15 protein-coding genes are annotated in these 15,695 nt (G+C 64.6%); 9 read left to right on the top strand and 6 right to left on the bottom strand.

Features of this window, described 5'->3' with window-relative positions; all coding sequences use genetic code 11:
• The first annotated feature begins 62 nt into the window (after positions 1 to 62).
• Positions 63 to 419: a hypothetical protein gene (locus ACT6Q8_RS22640; protein WP_156344640.1), complete on the top strand. Its 357-nt coding sequence runs from the start codon at positions 63 to 65 to the stop codon at positions 417 to 419.
• Positions 420 to 516: 97 nt separating this feature from the next.
• Positions 517 to 1,488, top strand: coding sequence for an ABC transporter substrate-binding protein (locus ACT6Q8_RS22635; RefSeq protein WP_082372383.1), 972 nt, complete (start codon positions 517 to 519; stop codon positions 1,486 to 1,488).
• Positions 1,489 to 1,553: 65 nt separating this feature from the next.
• On the opposite strand, the gene ahcY is transcribed toward ACT6Q8_RS22635, so the two are convergent.
• Positions 1,554 to 2,849 (bottom strand): adenosylhomocysteinase, encoded by a 1,296-nt coding sequence (ahcY, locus tag ACT6Q8_RS22630; RefSeq protein WP_054168514.1) that lies wholly within the window; start codon positions 2,847 to 2,849, stop codon positions 1,554 to 1,556.
• A 279-nt stretch (positions 2,850 to 3,128) separates the two neighbouring features.
• Here ahcY and ACT6Q8_RS22625 point away from each other — a divergent pair, with 279 nt between their 5' ends.
• The gene (locus ACT6Q8_RS22625; protein WP_156344641.1) at positions 3,129 to 3,290 is read left to right on the top strand and encodes a hypothetical protein; all 162 of its coding nucleotides are present in this window, start codon (positions 3,129 to 3,131) and stop codon (positions 3,288 to 3,290) included.
• An 11-nt stretch (positions 3,291 to 3,301) separates the two neighbouring features.
• Here the strand turns inward: ACT6Q8_RS22625 and ACT6Q8_RS22620 are convergent, their stop codons facing one another.
• Positions 3,302 to 4,540 (bottom strand): UbiH/UbiF/VisC/COQ6 family ubiquinone biosynthesis hydroxylase, encoded by a 1,239-nt coding sequence (locus ACT6Q8_RS22620; protein WP_444734882.1) that lies wholly within the window; start codon positions 4,538 to 4,540, stop codon positions 3,302 to 3,304.
• Between the two features lie 297 nt (positions 4,541 to 4,837).
• On the opposite strand from ACT6Q8_RS22620, the gene ACT6Q8_RS22615 reads away from it, so the two are divergent.
• The 5 genes from ACT6Q8_RS22615 to ACT6Q8_RS22595 all read left to right on the top strand — a co-directional run bounded on the left by ACT6Q8_RS22615 (position 4,838) and on the right by ACT6Q8_RS22595 (position 11,632).
• Positions 4,838 to 5,176, top strand: coding sequence for a P-II family nitrogen regulator (locus tag ACT6Q8_RS22615; protein ID WP_054168515.1), 339 nt, complete (start codon positions 4,838 to 4,840; stop codon positions 5,174 to 5,176).
• 379 nt (positions 5,177 to 5,555) lie between these two features.
• The gene (locus ACT6Q8_RS22610; protein WP_156344642.1) at positions 5,556 to 6,806 is read left to right on the top strand and encodes an aminotransferase class I/II-fold pyridoxal phosphate-dependent enzyme; all 1,251 of its coding nucleotides are present in this window, start codon (positions 5,556 to 5,558) and stop codon (positions 6,804 to 6,806) included.
• Positions 6,807 to 6,838: 32 nt separating this feature from the next.
• Positions 6,839 to 9,514 (top strand): DNA translocase FtsK, encoded by a 2,676-nt coding sequence (locus ACT6Q8_RS22605; RefSeq protein WP_444734883.1) that lies wholly within the window; start codon positions 6,839 to 6,841, stop codon positions 9,512 to 9,514.
• A gap of 31 nt (positions 9,515 to 9,545) precedes the next feature.
• Positions 9,546 to 10,706, top strand: coding sequence for a serine hydrolase domain-containing protein (locus ACT6Q8_RS22600; protein ID WP_444734884.1), 1,161 nt, complete (start codon positions 9,546 to 9,548; stop codon positions 10,704 to 10,706).
• A gap of 101 nt (positions 10,707 to 10,807) precedes the next feature.
• Positions 10,808 to 11,632, top strand: coding sequence for a glycoside hydrolase family 19 protein (locus ACT6Q8_RS22595; RefSeq protein ID WP_444734885.1), 825 nt, complete (start codon positions 10,808 to 10,810; stop codon positions 11,630 to 11,632).
• A gap of 28 nt (positions 11,633 to 11,660) precedes the next feature.
• On the opposite strand, the gene murI is transcribed toward ACT6Q8_RS22595, so the two are convergent.
• Entirely contained in the window at positions 11,661 to 12,497 is an 837-nt protein-coding gene (murI, locus tag ACT6Q8_RS22590; protein WP_054168518.1) for a glutamate racemase, read from the bottom strand.
• A gap of 154 nt (positions 12,498 to 12,651) precedes the next feature.
• Here murI and ACT6Q8_RS22585 point away from each other — a divergent pair, with 154 nt between their 5' ends.
• Positions 12,652 to 13,209 carry a hypothetical protein gene (locus tag ACT6Q8_RS22585; protein ID WP_444734886.1) on the top strand — a complete coding sequence of 186 codons (558 nt, stop codon included), beginning with the start codon at positions 12,652 to 12,654 and terminating at the stop codon, positions 13,207 to 13,209.
• 109 nt (positions 13,210 to 13,318) lie between these two features.
• On the opposite strand, the gene ACT6Q8_RS22580 is transcribed toward ACT6Q8_RS22585, so the two are convergent.
• The 3 genes from ACT6Q8_RS22580 to prfA all read right to left on the bottom strand — a co-directional run bounded on the left by ACT6Q8_RS22580 (position 13,319) and on the right by prfA (position 15,502).
• A complete protein-coding gene (locus ACT6Q8_RS22580; RefSeq protein ID WP_444734887.1) occupies positions 13,319 to 13,678 on the bottom strand; it encodes a YciI family protein in 360 nt (119 codons plus the stop codon).
• 105 nt (positions 13,679 to 13,783) lie between these two features.
• Complete coding sequence (locus ACT6Q8_RS22575) at positions 13,784 to 14,230, bottom strand: hypothetical protein (protein WP_444734888.1); 447 nt, start codon at positions 14,228 to 14,230, stop codon at positions 13,784 to 13,786.
• Positions 14,231 to 14,419: 189 nt separating this feature from the next.
• Positions 14,420 to 15,502: a peptide chain release factor 1 gene (gene prfA / locus ACT6Q8_RS22570; protein ID WP_444734889.1), complete on the bottom strand. Its 1,083-nt coding sequence runs from the start codon at positions 15,500 to 15,502 to the stop codon at positions 14,420 to 14,422.
• Between the last annotated feature and the right edge of the window lie 193 nt (positions 15,503 to 15,695).

Below are 15,695 nucleotides of genomic sequence, written 5' to 3'. Positions count from 1 at the left end.
AGAACAAAATAAGAACATTGTAAATAGGAACAGAAAGCGAACGTGAGGTGATGGAGGGTGTGATGCGACCGGCGATCCGACACAGCGTCCTGACGGGGAATGTGGGTCTGGCGAATTTCCGCGGCCATGATTTCCAGATGCATTGCGTCTGCTGCGGGGAGGAAAGCCGCTGGCGGACCGACATGCTGACCCGCCGCTATGGCCATCATTGGCCCGTTGCGGAATTCAGCCGGGGCTTCACCTGCCAGGGCTGCGGTGAGGTTGGAACCTCCGTCCTGCGCATCGTTGACCGCCCGACGGATCAGCAGCATACGCGCTTCCGCCGCATGGCACCCCGCCCGACCTATGGCATCGATCCGACCCCATCCCAGCCTGCGCATTGGCGGATGCGTGAGCAGGGGGAAGGTGCGGCGGCATAAACCGCCGCTTGCCTTCCGGCCGCCTTGTTCCGTTCTGTACAACTCCGTTACAACGGAACGGGGCGGCCTTCGACCATGGCCCCACCTGAAAATGGGGATGATGATGCGGCGACTGATCCTGTTCGGCCTTTCCCTTCTGCTGCTGGCCCTGCCGGCGGCGGCGCAGCAGAAACTGGTCTTCGCCACCGATTGGCGGGCACAGGCCGAACATGGTGGCTTCTATCAGGCGCTGGCCGCCGGGCTTTACAAGGCGCGCGGACTTGACGTGACGCTGCGCCAGGGCGGGGTGGGCATGGACCCGCAGCAATTGCTGGCCGCCGGCGCCATCGATGCCGCCATGGGCTCCAACGGCTATTTCACCTTGAATCTGGTGGAGGCGGGGGCCCCTGTCGTGACGGTGGCAGCCCTGTTCCAAAAGGATCCCTTCATCCTGATGTCCCATGACCGGCCGGACGTGAACTCCCTGGCCGACATGAAGGGCAAGCCTATCTCCATCGGCGATCCCAGCGTCCACACCATCTGGCGTTATCTGAAATCCCGCTACGGGTATGAGGACACGCAGATCCGCAAATATACCTTCAACATCGCCCCGTTCCTGGTGAACAAGCAGGCGATCCAGCAGGGCTATGCCACCTCCGAACCGCTGACGGCGATCAAGGCCGGGGCGAAGCCGAAAGTGTTCCTGCTGGCTGATTACGGCTATCTCTCCTACGCTGCCACCATCATGGTGCGCAAACAGCTGGCCGATCAGAAGCCGGAAGTGGTGCGCGCCTTCGTGGAGGCGTCGATTGAGGGCTGGAAACAATATCTCAACGGCGATCCCAGCGCCGCCAACGCCCTGATCAAGCGCGACAATCCGGAAATGGACGACGAGACGCTGGCCTATGCCCGGTCCAAGATGATCGACTATGGGCTGGTGGAAAGCGGTGACGCCCTGAAACAGGGGATCGGCACCATGACGCCGGAACGTTGGGACGGGTTCACGAAGCAGATGGTGGAACTCGGCATCTATAAGCCCGGTCTCGACTGGCGCCAGGGCGTGGATTTCCGCTTCCTGCCCAAGCCATAAAGCAAAACCCCCGCCGGTTGCCCGGCGGGGGTTCGCTTATCAACACCCTGGAAAGGGCGCCGATATCAGTAGCGGTAGTGATCCGGCTTGAACGGACCCTGCACCGGCACGGCGATGTATTCGGCCTGTTTGTCGGACAACACGGTCAGCTTAGCGCCGATCTTGTCCAGGTGCAGGCGGGCCACCTTCTCGTCCAGGTGCTTGGGCAGCACATAGACCTTGTTCTCGTACTTGGCATGGTTCTGCCACAGCTCGATCTGAGCCAGCACCTGGTTGGTGAAGCTGGCGGACATCACGAAGCTGGGGTGACCGGTGGCGCAGCCCAGGTTCACCAGACGGCCCTTGGCCAGCACGATCAGACGCTTGCCGTCGGGGAACACGACCTCATCGACCTGCGGCTTGACCTCTTCCCACTTGTAGTTCTGTAGGGAAGCGATCTGAATTTCGCTGTCGAAATGGCCGATATTGCAGACGATGGCGCGGTCCTTCATGACGCGCATGTGATCTTGGGTGATCACATCCACATTGCCGGTGGCGGTCACGAAGATGTCGCCGACGGGGGCGGCGTCTTCCATGGTGACGACCTGATAGCCTTCCATGGCGGCCTGCAGGGCGTTGATCGGGTCGATCTCCGTCACCAGAACGCGGGCACCCTGGGTGCGCAGCGACGCGGCGGAACCCTTGCCCACATCGCCATAGCCGGCGACGACGGCAACCTTGCCGGCGATCATCACGTCGGTAGCGCGCTTGATGCCGTCCACCAGCGACTCGCGGCAGCCATAGAGATTGTCGAACTTCGACTTGGTGACGCTGTCATTCACGTTGATGGCGGGAACCTTCAGGGTGCCAGCCTTCACCATCTCGTACAGGCGATGCACGCCCGTCGTGGTCTCTTCCGACAGGCCCTTAATGTCGGCCAGCATTTCCGGATACTTGTCGTGCATGATCTGGGTGACGTCACCGCCATCGTCCAGAATCATGTTCGGGGTCCAGCCATCCGGACCGCGCAGCGTCTGCTCAATGCACCACCAGAATTCCTCTTCCGTCTCACCCTTCCAGGCAAAGACGGGGATGCCAGCAGCGGCGATGGCGGCGGCGGCCTGATCCTGGGTGGAGAAGATATTGCACGAGGACCAGCGCACCGTGGCGCCCAGCGCCGTCAGCGTCTCGATCAGAACAGCCGTCTGAATGGTCATGTGCAGGCAGCCGACGATGCGGGCACCGGCCAGCGGCTTGGACGCGCCATATTCCGCACGCAGGGCCATCAGGCCCGGCATCTCGGTCTCGGCAATGGTGATTTCCTTGCGGCCCCAGCCGGCGAGCGAGATGTCGGCGACCTTGTAATCGGTGAAGGCGGTCATGGATGGCTCCGGTCGCACCCCTGCGGGTGCTGATCTTGGCGTTTACAGAATGCAAAGCAGCGGCATGCCAGAACGACCGCCGCGTCTGGTGCAGGATGTATCAGGCGGAGTGGTTACGGGCAAGCATAAAGATATCTTTATGTGTGCATCTGTCTGTTGCGGTTTCGTGTCGGCTCCGCGACGTTTTGACGCCAGCCATGTGCAGGAGGCGGATTGCCACCCCTGCGACACTGGCGGACTATCGTATGTGGCGGGGGCCGTTTGCTGAGGTGGGTGGCGATGGAAACGGATGATCATGAACAGGCCGGCGGGCGCCGGCCCGCGTTGGCGACGGAGAACCAGACGGACGCACAGCGACGTCAGGCCCGGCAGGCGGACCAGATCCGCGATATGGAACGCATGATGCGGGGCGTTGTCGCCTTCACACGTAAACAGGATTAAGGCTGGGCGCCTTACAGCGCCTCGCCCCGCACCAGACGCGGCAACTCGCCCACGATGCCCATGGCATGGCGCATGAAGAACTGCTTGGCAGGCTTCAGCGGGGCAAGATTGTTGATGGCCGCCATGCCCAGGCGGCGGGCATGACCCAGCGGCCTGATATCATTGCTGAACAGCCGGACCAGCGCATCGGTGGTGGCCAGCAGGGTCACCGTATCGGTGCGCCGCCAGCGCTGGTACCGCTCCAGAACGTCGGGCGCGCCGGGGTCCAGTCCCACCCGGATGGCATCCACCACCACCTCGGCCAAGGCGGCCAGATCGCGGATGCCGACATTCAAGCCCTGGCCCGCAATCGGGTGCATGCCATGGGCACTTTCGCTGACCAGCGCCAGGCGCGTGTCGATATAGCGTTCGGCATGGGCCAGGCCCAGCGGCCAGGACCAGCGCCCGGCCACCGGCGTGACATCGCCCAGCCAGTCACCCACCCGCAACTGCAGTTCTTCCGTGAACCGTTCTTCCGACAGGTTCATGTAGAAATCGACGCGGTCCGACGGTTCGGTCCAGACGATACTGGTATGGTGGCCGCCGGCCAGCGGCAGCATGGCAAAGGGACCGGCGGGCAGGAACTGTTCCACCGCCACGCCGCCATGTGGGCCGGTATGGCGGATGGTGCAGACGATGGCGTGCTGCTTGTAGGACCAGCCGATCTGTTTGATGCCTGCCTGTTCACGGCAGAAGCTCTTCTTGCCGTCGGCCCCCGCTACCAGCCGCCCGGCGGCAACCCGGCCATCGGCCAGGGTGACGCGGACGCCGGCATTGTCGCGCGCCATCGCCGTGACGGTGGCGGGTGCCAGATGCGTGACGGCGGGCAATTGTTTCAGGCGGCGGTACAGCGCATGGCGCAGCACCCGGTTCTCGATGATCCAGCCAAAGGGACGGTCGCCCACCTCCCGATGGTCATAATGCAGAAACAGCGGCGATGACTGGTCGGTGACGCGGATATCCAGCATCGGCCCGACATTGCCATCCAGATGGTCCCAGACGCCTGCGCCCATCAGAACGGTCCCGGCCCCATAGGCGATGGCCGTGGTGCGGCCATCGAAATCGGGCTGCAACGTGTCTTCCGCCGGCTCCCGGTCGATGACCAGGGTGGAAACACCGGCGGTTCCCAGCGCACAGGCCAGCGTCAGGCCGGAAAGGCCCCCGCCGACGATGATGACATCGGCCTGATGATCGGCATTCTGCACGGACATGATGCGTTTTTCCGGGGTTTGGCTGCTCTTTTGGGCGGCAATTAACTTGGCGCAAGCCCATTCGCCTGTCCAGATGGCGCGGCGTCGCAGCTGTTGCACAAAATTTAATCAGCATCTGCCCATGTGCGCGCCGAATCCTCCTGCGGCCTTGTGGGGAACCCAGGTTTTTCGCGCCGAACACCATGGAAATGGCACGCGGCACGGTTCTTGTAAGTTAAACTGCCGGGACACCGGTGTTGCGCCGGTGCCGGCATCCTTAGTCTTGATCTGTTCCATGCAGAGGAAAGGGAGAGCGCAATGAAGCTCGTCGTGGCCATCATCAAGCCGTTCAAGCTGGACGAGGTGCGCGAGGCCCTGACGGGACTTGGCATCCAGGGCCTGACCGTCTCGGAGGTGAAGGGGTTCGGCCGTCAGAAGGGCCAGACCGAGATCTATCGCGGCGCTGAATATTCCGTCAGCTTCCTGCCCAAGGTGAAGGTAGAAGTGGCCGTCACGGATGAACTGGCGGACAGCGTGGTCGATGCCATCCAGAAGGCCGCCAATACCGGTCGCATCGGTGACGGCAAGATCTTCGTCCTGGACGTCGTGCAGACCGTGCGCATCCGCACCGGCGAACAGAATGGAGATGCTCTGTAAGTTTTCCCTCAGGCGCCGGGCGCCGCCATCCGGCGGCTTGGCTCACGCCGCTACCAAGCGGCGGGCCGGTGGTCGCCGGCCTGGGGTGTTTGGTCATTAAGTCCAGTCGTGCAGTGACGTTCAGGCCCGTTCGCGGAACCTTCCGCGAACGGGTTTTCCTGATTCGTTCGCAGGAAATTTGCGATTCGCATCAAGGGCTTACGAAGGTTTTCAACGTTTTTCTCAATGTTTATCCACAAGCCCTTGTAACAAGATGATTCTTCACCCCTGGCCGCCCCGAATGGGCTGCTTGTGCCGGGGGTGGGCGGCGGCTACACTCAGGCGCACCATCCGCCGCCCGCCGTGCGGCCACACTGATGCTTTGCCAGCAGCAAGGGCCATGATGTTCGACGCCGCCAGTTCCCTTCAGGCGCCCAGCCGTAACGAGATGATGTCAGCCCTGCCGGAATATCCGTTTCCCCGGTTGGCTGCCTTGCTGTCCGATGTCACGCCGCTGGCCAATGTCGCGCCCAGCATCCTGACCATCGGGGAACCGCAGAATAATCCGCCCTCTCTGTTGACCGATATGCTGGCGGCATCCGCCCCCGCCGCCTGGGCCAAATATCCACCGACTGCCGGCACACCGGAATTCCGGGCTGCCGCCGCTGCTTGGTTGACGCGCCGGTTCAACCTGCCCCACGGTTTCGTGCCCGCCGACAAGGCGGTGTTGCCCGTCTGCGGCACGCGTGAGGCGCTGTATCAGCTGCCGCAACTGGTGGTGCCCAAGACCAAGGCCGGCGGGCGGCCTGTCGTCCTGATCCCCAATCCCTTCTACGCTGTCTATCTGGGGGCGGCCCTGATGGCGGGTGCCGAACCGGTGATGCTGGACGGCACCAAGGAGACTGGCTTCCTGCCCGACCTGGACAGTGTGCCGGAGGATATCTGGGAACGGACATCCCTGTTCTATCTTTGCACACCGGCCAACCCGCAGGGAGCCGTGGCCAGCCTGGAATATCTGAAGCGTGCTCTGACGCTGGCCCGCCGCCACGGTTTCACCCTGGTCATGGATGAATGCTATGGCGAGCTTTGGCACAATGTGGCGCCGGCGGGCGGCATGGATGCGGCCCGCGAGCTGGGCGGGGAGAACCCGCTGGCGAATTTGATGTGCTTCCATTCGCTTTCGAAACGATCCAGCGCTGCCGGGCTTCGTTCCGGATTCATGGCGGGTGATCCGGCCCTGATCGCCGGCTTCACGCGGCTGCGGGCCTATTCGCTGGCGGGCATGCCGCTGCCGGTGCTGGCCGCGTCCGCCGCGCTCTGGTCCGATGATGCGCATGTGGCGATCAACCGCGCCTATTACCGCGCCAATGTTGACGCGGCAGAGGCGATCCTGGAAGGCAAACTGGGCTATTACCGGCCCGATGCCGGTTTCTTCCTGTGGTTGGACGTCACGGGCGTGGCCGCCAATGGGGAGGAGGCGACGAAGCGCCTTTGGCGCGAAGGCGCCATCAAGGTGCTGCCCGGCGCCTACCTGACCCAGCCGCATGGAGATGGCTATAATCCGGGCGACCGCTATATCCGCGTCGCCCTTGTTCATGATGCTGACAATGTGGCCCGGTCGATGGAACGGCTGGCCCGCATCCTGTCCTGATCCTTTTCGACCCGCTGACCGGACGAGCGCCCATGCCGAGCCGCCCCGCACCCCAGACACCGCCTCAAGGCCGCGTGCCCCCGCGCGGTCCCGCGCCCGGACCCGGTCCAGGCGGGGGTCTGGTTCCGCGCAAGTCGAGCCTGCTGCCCGAGGGCATGCTGGCCTTCGCCCTGCGTCGCATGGTGGAAGGGGTGGGGCTGATCATCATCCTGATGGGTCTGGCGCTGCTGGTCTCTTTCCTGTCCTATGACAGCCGCGATCCGTCATGGAGTACGGCGGTGCCCGCCGACAAGGCCATGGCGCGCAACCTGCTGGGCACGCCTGGCGCCTATACGTCGGACCTGTTCCTGCAATCGCTAGGCTATGCCGCTTATCTGCTGCCCTTGTTCCTGCTGGGTTGGGGCTGGCGCGTTTTCCGGCACCGGCCCGTGCATAATCTGGCACTGCGGGTGCCGCTGGCGCTGGCGGCGGTGCTGCTCATGGCCATGGCCATGGTCTGTCTGGCTGGCGGCAATGCCGCCTGGGGCGGGCCGGCGGGTGCCCTGCTGGTGAAGCCGATCCTCAATCTGGTGGTGGCCCTGGCCGGCAGCGTGTCGGGGCCGCTGATCGGTCTGGTCCTGCTGGTCCCGGCCCTGTTCCTGTGTCTGTGGGCACTGGATATCCGGTTGTGGGAGGTGGCGGAGTTCTTCCGGGGGCTGCGTCGTCAGGCGGGGCGTTTCAAGGATGCCCGGCTGGTCGGGGAAGATGACGATGTGGCGGAGGCGGCGGTGCCGCCACCGGCCCCCGCCCCGCGCTGGGGCGGAACACCTGCTGCTGCCAAGCCGGAGAATGAAGCACCGCGTGGCGCGCTGGTGGATGGTATGCGGGCCAAGGCTGCGGGCCTGCTGTCCAGGCTGCGTCCCGGTACCGCGAAGAAGGACCCCACTGCCCCCACCGCTGCCGGTGGGCCCCGTGTCGCACCCTCCCTGGGCAGCGCGGGTCAGGAGGCGGGTCCGGCCCCCGCCACCACCCCCTCGGCTGACCAGCCGTATGATCCGCCTGTTACCCCGTCAGAGGAACGCCGCCGCCATGCCCCGCCCGTCGTGGCCCCGGCGCCCAAGCCGTTGCCGGAAGTGGCGCGCAAGGTGGAGAAGGCCCGGCAGGCCAATCTGCTGCTGGAACCCGAGGCGCGCGGCGATTACGAGCTGCCGCCCGTCGATATCCTGCAACTGCCCCCGCATGGCGTCGGCCCGCTGATGAGCGAGGAGGCATTGCAGCGCAATGCCGAGATGCTGGAAAGCGTGCTGGAAGATTTCGGCGTGCGCGGCCAGATCGTGAAGGTCAGCCCCGGACCCGTGGTCACGCTCTATGAACTGGAGCCTGCCCCCGGCGTCAAATCCTCCCGCGTCATCGGTCTGGCCGACGATATTGCCCGCTCCATGTCGGCGGTGTCGGTGCGCGTGGCCGTGGTGCCCGGCCGCAATGTCATCGGTATCGAAATGCCGAACCAGCGGCGGGAGACGGTGTATCTGCGCGAATTACTGATGTCGGACGCCTATGAGAAGAGCCAGCAGAAGCTGGCCCTGGTCCTGGGCAAGGATATCGGTGGCGGCCCCGTCATCGCCGATCTGGCCCGCATGCCCCACCTTCTGGTGGCCGGCACCACCGGTTCGGGCAAGTCGGTGGCCATCAACACCATGATCCTGTCGATCCTGTACCGGATGCCGCCGGACAAGTGCCGCTTCATCATGGTCGATCCCAAGATGCTGGAACTGTCCATCTATGAGGGCATTCCCCACCTTCTGGCCCCCGTCGTGACCGATCCCAAAAAGGCCGTCGTCGCCCTGAAATGGGCGGTGCGGGAGATGGAGGACCGGTATCGCAACATGTCCAAGCTGGGCGTGCGCAATATCGACGGCTACAACGCCCGCCTGAAAGAGGCGCGCCAGAACGCGGAGGTGCTGACCCGCCGCGTGCAGACCGGCTTTGACCCTGACACGGGCAAGCCGATCTATGAGGAACAGCCCATCGACCTGACGGAGTTGCCCTATATCGTCGTCATTGTCGACGAAATGGCCGACCTGATGCTGGTGGCCGGCAAGGATATCGAGGCGGCGATCCAGCGTCTGGCCCAGATGGCGCGCGCCGCCGGCATCCACCTGATCATGGCGACGCAGCGCCCGTCGGTGGACGTCATCACCGGCACCATCAAGGCCAATTTCCCCACCCGCATCAGCTTCCAGGTGACCAGCAAGATCGACAGCCGCACCATCCTGGGCGAACAGGGCGCCGAACAGCTGCTGGGCCAGGGCGACATGCTGTACATGGCCGGCGGTGGCCGTATTACCCGCGTCCATGGGCCGTTCGTGCGCGACGAGGAGGTGGAACAGGCTGTCCGCTTCCTCAAGGCCCAGGGCGAACCCGCCTATGTCGATGCCGTGACCGAGGAAGAGGAGGAGTTCGATCCTTCCGAGGCCGGCGGCGGTGGCGAGGGCGGCAAGGGTGGGGAGCCGTCCGGCGACGACCTGTATGATCAGGCAGTGGCCGTGGTGACGCGCGAGGGCAAGGCGTCGACCAGCTTCATCCAGCGCCATCTGCGCATCGGCTACAACTCCGCCGCCCGCCTGATCGAGCGGATGGAAAAGGAAGGCGTGGTCAGCCGCGCCAACCATGCCGGCAAGCGCGAGGTTCTGGCCCGCGATCCTGACGACAGGGAGCGGGTGAACTAAGCGCAGCAAGCCAGGGGCGGGACACCGGACGATGACGCTTGTGAAAGTGCTGAAACTGTCCGGCCTGCTGCTTCTGCTGGCATTGCTGCTGGGCACGGGTTGGCTGTTCATGAAGGTGGAACGCCGTCCCCTTGATGCGCCGCTGATTTCCGCGCCCATGCCCGGTGCCCCGGTCGGCATGGATGGCGGGGCCGTTGCCTGGATGGCCGAGCTTTACCGCGATAGCGGGGTGCCATCCGTCACGGCGGCGGTGGGCCTCAAGGGAGAACTGCTGTGGGCCGGCGCCATCGGCCATGCCGACCTGTCGGCGGCGGTGCCGGCTACCCCGGAAACGCGATACCGCATCGGCAGCATTTCCAAGCCCATCACCGCCATCACGGCAATGCGCCTGCAGGAGAAGGGCGTCATCGACATTGATGCGCCGTTCGCCACCTATGTCCCGGATTTCCCTTCCGCCCCCGCCGGATACAGCCTGAAACAGCTTCTGTCGCATCAGGCCGGCATCCGGCATTATGCGGGCATGGCCGAGGCGTGGAGCGACACGCCATACCCCACGACAAGGGATGCCGCCGCCGTCTTCGTCGCCGACCCGCTGCTGTTCCCGCCCGGCAAGGGCTTCGCCTATAGCAGCCATGGCTACACGCTGGTGGCGTTGGCACTGGAAAAGGCGGCGGGGCAGGGGTTTGAAACGCTGGTGCAGGCCGAGGTTCTGGGGCCCGCCGGCATGGGGCGCACGGGGCTGGACCGCAAAGGCGTGAGGGATGCCGATGATGCCACCGGCTATATGCGGGCGGGCGGCCTGCTGTTCCCGGTGTTTGCCGACGATCTCAGCAACCGTTACGCGGGTGGCGGTTTCCGCTCCACCGCCATCGATTTGGTGGCCCTGGGCAATGGCCTGATCACCGGCGCGCTGCTGCAACCGGCCACGCGGGACCTGCTCTGGACTCCCCTCGCGCTGGCCGATGGGGCGATGAATCCTGAACGCTATGCATTGGGTTTCCGTGTGGGCGAGGATGATCTGGGCCGCTTCGTCCATCATGGCGGCACGGCCAATGGTGGCGCCGCCATGCTATTGATCTATCCCGACCTGGGCCTGACCGTCGCGCTTTGCACCAATGACAGTGCCGGCGACGCAGCTTTCGATCGACTGGCCGCCGCCCGGCGCCTGGCCCGGTTGTTTGCGGGTAAATGAGCATAGGCCTGTATCCCGTTATTTTATGAATAACTATTGAACATGCTCTACGCCCGGATGCATCCTGATGCCTGTTTTCCGCATCGGATCAGGGGCATCCCATGGATATCGCCATATTCACACAGCTTTTCCCCCAGGCGCCGCAGGACCATCTGACCCAGATGGCGGCGCAGGCGGATGGGCTGTTCGGGTCCTTCGGCTTTTCGGATGCGGGCATGATTAACCGGCTGCCCTATTTCCTGGCCAATGTCGGCCATGAATCGGGCGGCTGCACCATCACGCATGAGAATTTGACCTATTCCACCGCCGCCCGCCTCTGTGCCGTCTGGCCCAGCCGGTTCCCGACCGAGGCGTCGGCCCAGCCTTATGTGAACAATCCCGAAGCGCTGGCCAACAATGTCTATGCCGGGCGCATGGGCAATACCCAGCCGGGCGATGGCTATCTCTACCGGGGGCGCGGCTATATTCAACTGACGGGCCGCGATGCCTATGCCGCTGTGGGCAAGGCGGCGGGTCTGGATCTGGTCAATAATCCCGATCTGGCGGCGGCACCGGAAAATGCACTGCGGGTCGCCTGCGGCTTCTGGGCCTGGATGGGCCTGAACCCGATCTGCGACACGGGCGATTTCAACGCTGTCGTGAAGAAGATCAATGGCGGCCTGAACGGTCTGGACGACCGCAACGCCTGGCTGGCCAAGGTCCGCAAGGTCCTGGCCGGGGAAAGCGTGCGCGACCCGAATGCCAGGAGCACCATCCAGGCCGTACAGCAGGCCTTGAACAGCCGTGGCTACACGGAGGTCGGCACCGCCGATGGCATCTGGGGCAATAATAGCCAGAAGGGCGCCGACCGGTTCCGCCGTGACAACAGCCTGAACGGGGTGGGCAACAAGGTGGACGCCACACTGTTGTCGGCGCTGGGGCTGTAAGCGTATTACACGGGTGCCCAGACGTGCATCACACCCGCGCAAACCGTGCTGGTTTGCCGAAGAAGCGGGTGGCCAGATCAGTGATGCGGGCGCTGTCGCCCGTAGTCAGGAAGCCGACCTCGCCCCGGCCCGACCGGTCGAATTCCGGGTGGCGGGTAAGGTAGGCGGACAGGCTTTTGGCGGTCAGGTCGGGCTGTGACAGCACCTCCACGCCTGCCGGTAGGGCGGCGGTGAACAGGTCGGCGGCCAGCGGATAATGGGTGCAGCCCAGCATCACCGCCTGCGGCGGCACGCCCTGCAGCTGCGTCATCAAGCCGTCGGCGTAGCGGTTGACGGCATCGCGCAGGCGGGCGGGGTCAGCGTCGGCCTCGATCAGGGGAACCAGATCGGGGCAGGCCTGCTGCACCACCCGTACCTCCGGCGCGCGGGCGGCGATTTCGCGGGGATAGGCGCCGCTGTCGACGGTACGGCTGGTGGCGAAGATGCCGATGGTGCGCGGTTCCCCCGCCTGTCGGCTGGCCGCGATATCGGCCATCCAGGGCTGACCTGTCACCGCCTCCACCATGGGGACCAGCACGCCCAGCACGCGCCGTCCGGGCCAGGCCTGGTCCAGCCAGGTCTGCTGCAACCGGCGCAGGGCGACGGCGGACGCGGTGTTGCAGGCCAGGATGACCAGCCCGGCCCCCCGGTCGAACAGGCGCGACACGCCGGCCAGGGTCAGGTGATAGATCTCCTCGGGCGGGCGGTCGCCATAGGGGGCGTCGGCATGGTCGCCCAGATACAGGAAATCATGGGTCGGCAGGGTCGCGTGCAAGGTCCGCAGCACCGTCAGCCCACCATGGCCCGAATCAAAGACGCCGATCATCCTGAACCCTGTCCCCTTCACACCCTACTGGGTGTTTAACACGGGTTTGCGGCGAAGGAAGGGCATTTCGCCCGCTTGCAAGCTGCTGCCAGCTGTGCCTAATACCAGCGGCTGGAAATACCGGCTGGTCCCGCGTTGGAGCGTTCATAAAGCCATGTCCCTGCTGACCCGTTCCCTGTTCGCCGCCTCCCTGACCCTGGCCACCCTGCCGGCCCTGGCCGCCAACCAGGATACGAACCGCCCCGTCGGCCAGACCATGGGCGAGATTGCCCGGCAGGCCGAACAGCCGGCGGCCCGTGCGCCCGCCGCCCCGGCGGTGCAGCTGCCGGCGGCCAGCAACCTGCCCACCATGGGCGAGGTGGTGAAGCAGCAGGATGCGCAGGCCAAGGCTGCTGCTGCTGCTGCGGCTGCACCCGGCTGCACCCGTCCGCAGATGCCGGGCAAGCTGCCCGACGGCAAGACTGCGACCGAGGCGGAAATGCGCGATGCGCAGGTGGCCGTTAAGACTTATGTCACGCAGTCGGAAGCCTTCAATGCCTGTCTGGACAAGCTGGTGAAGGTCAGCCTAAACAAAATCTCCGCTCGCGAATATCTGGCCCTGATCCAGCAATATGATCTGACCGTCACGGCCATGCAGATTTTCGCCGAACGGTTCAACGTGCAACTTCGCGCCTTCAGGGCCCGGACCGGCGCACAGCCCAGCGGGCAGTAACCGTTCACGTAGGTCAGGTCGAGCTGCAGGCGAGCCCTGACAGCAATGGATTGAAAGCCTTGTCTGTCAGGACGGGGCTCACGCCCCGGCCTGACCTACGGCATGCCTCTCACATGAAATCCGCTTCCTCATAGAGCGGGCGGATTTCAAGTTCGCTGGGGCCCGGCATCGGGTTGGGACAGCGTTTGGCCCAGGCCAGGGCCTCTTCCATATCCTTCACCTGCCAAATCCAGAACCCGGCCAGCTGTTCAGAAATGTGGCCGAATGGGCCGGGACGAACCGTGCGCCCGTCACCCTCAAAGGCGATGCGATAGCCGGCGGCGGTGGGCTTCACCCCGTCGCCGGCCAGCATGATGCCGGCCTTGATCAGCTCCTCGTTGAAGGCACCCATGGCGGTCAGCAGCTCCATGGACGGCATCCGGCCCTGCTCGCTATCCTCGGTCGCCTTTACGATCACCATCACGCGCATTGTCATCTCCTTGGAGTTTGATCCAGGGACAGGGTTGCCAACCTGCCCCGATATCCCAAGGACGGGGCAGCGGGCGTGATGCCGACATGGCGGGTCCGAAAAATTTCAACCTTTCACCAAGGTCAGTTTCGGGCGGCCCGGTGGCGGGTGATAACCCGGCAGGGCGGCGATCTGGCCCGCGATGACATTGGTGAAATCACCGATGCCGGGCCAGCTGGTCATCTTGCCGATCAGCCGCTTGCCCCGGAACACGAAGAAGACGGGAATGCCGTGCAGGCTGAACCGGTTGGCCATTTCCATGTCGTCATAGACATTGTCGTGCAGCCAGCGCACTTCCGGCCAGATGAAGCGCGGCGGCGCGGACAGGATGGCATGTTTGGCAATGTCGCAATTGGGACAGTCGCGGCCCCATAGAAACAGGATGCTCAGCGGCGGCACCCCTTCCTCGGCCAGCACCGTGTCCAACTCCGCGCTGCTGACCTCGCGCATCGGGAAACGCGTGAAAAAATCCGGTGGTGTGCCGGGATTGGCCGGATTGCCTGGATTGGACATCGGGTTTCCTCCGCCTTGTTATCGTGGACCCGCCAACAATTCAGGGGCGACCGCCTCTGTGCGGGGTCGCCAATGGGGTGACCTGCCCGGCACCGTGCGGTGACCGGTGATGCACCCCTTGTTTAGAGGGATTCTAGATGAACAGCGGCGTTGGGGGAAGCGGGGATCGGTGTCCCCGCAGGGCGGTAGCTACTGCAATTCCGCCAGACGCTCAGCCTCTTCCTGGGCGATCAGGGCGTCGATGACCTCATCCATCTCGCCGGTCATGAACCGGTCGATCTTGCCATAGAGGGTCAGGTTGATGCGGTGGTCGGTGATGCGGCCTTGCGGGAAATTATAGGTGCGGATGCGTTCCGACCGGTCGCCGGAACCCACCTGGCTCTTGCGGTCGGCGGCTCGTTCGGAGGCCAGACGCTGACGTTCGGCCTCATACAGCCGGGCGCGCAGCACCTTCAGGGCCTTGGCCTTGTTCTTGTGCTGGCTTTTCTCGTCCTGCTGGCTGACCACGATGCCGGTGGGCAGGTGGGTGATACGCACGGCACTGTCGGTGGTGTTCACCGACTGTCCGCCAGGACCGGAGGAGCGGAAGACATCGATGCGCAGGTCGCGCTCATCAATGTGGATATCCACTTCCTCCGCTTCCGGCAGGACGGCGACGGTGGCGGCGGACGTGTGGATGCGGCCCTGCGTTTCCGTTGCCGGCACGCGCTGTACCCGGTGGACACCTGATTCGAACTTCAGGCGGCGGAACACGCTGCGCCCCGTGATGGTGGCGCTGGCTTCCTTGTAGCCGCCGATGCCCGTCTCGCTGACATCCATGGTCTCAAACCGCCAGCCCTGGGCGGCGGCATAGCGCTTATACATCTCGAACAGCTCGGCGGCGAACAGGGCCGCCTCGTCCCCGCCGGTGCCGGCGCGGACTTCCAGGATGGCGTTGCGTTCGTCCGCCTCATCCTTAGGCAGCAGGGCCAGCAGGATGCGGCGTTCCAGCTCGGGCAGGCGGCGCTTGGCCTCGGCCAGCTCGTCGGCGGCCAGATCGCGCATCTCTTCATCATCGCCGGCGGCCATGGCCTCCAGCTCGGCCATGTCGGCATGGGCGCGGCGCATCTCGGTGATGGCGGCGGCGACGGGCTCCAGCTCGGCATATTCCTGGCTGGCCTTCACAAAGGCATCACCGTTGAGCGCGCCCGACGCCAAACCGTCGCGCAGCTCATCGAAATGCCGCATCACCTTGGCCAGCGGTTCGCCAAATCTGGTTTCAAAATCCGACACGGGGGGAATGCCTGTCCAAATACGCCGTCGCGCGTGGGTATAGGCCATTGCCGGCCTGCGGTCACCCCTGCAATTAAAAAGCCCCCGCCCGGTTGCCCGGACGGGGGAGCAGGCTAGAACTGCCCGATGAAGCTGTGGGGGAACTGAAAACCGCTTACTTGGCGGCGATGGTCACGGTGACGGTGTCGGCATA

Origin of the sequence: Niveispirillum sp., assembly GCF_052437035.1 — a bacterium.
In the GTDB taxonomy this organism is placed as follows: domain Bacteria; phylum Pseudomonadota; class Alphaproteobacteria; order Azospirillales; family Azospirillaceae; genus Niveispirillum.
This window is presented reverse-complemented; position numbering and strand designations above follow the sequence as displayed.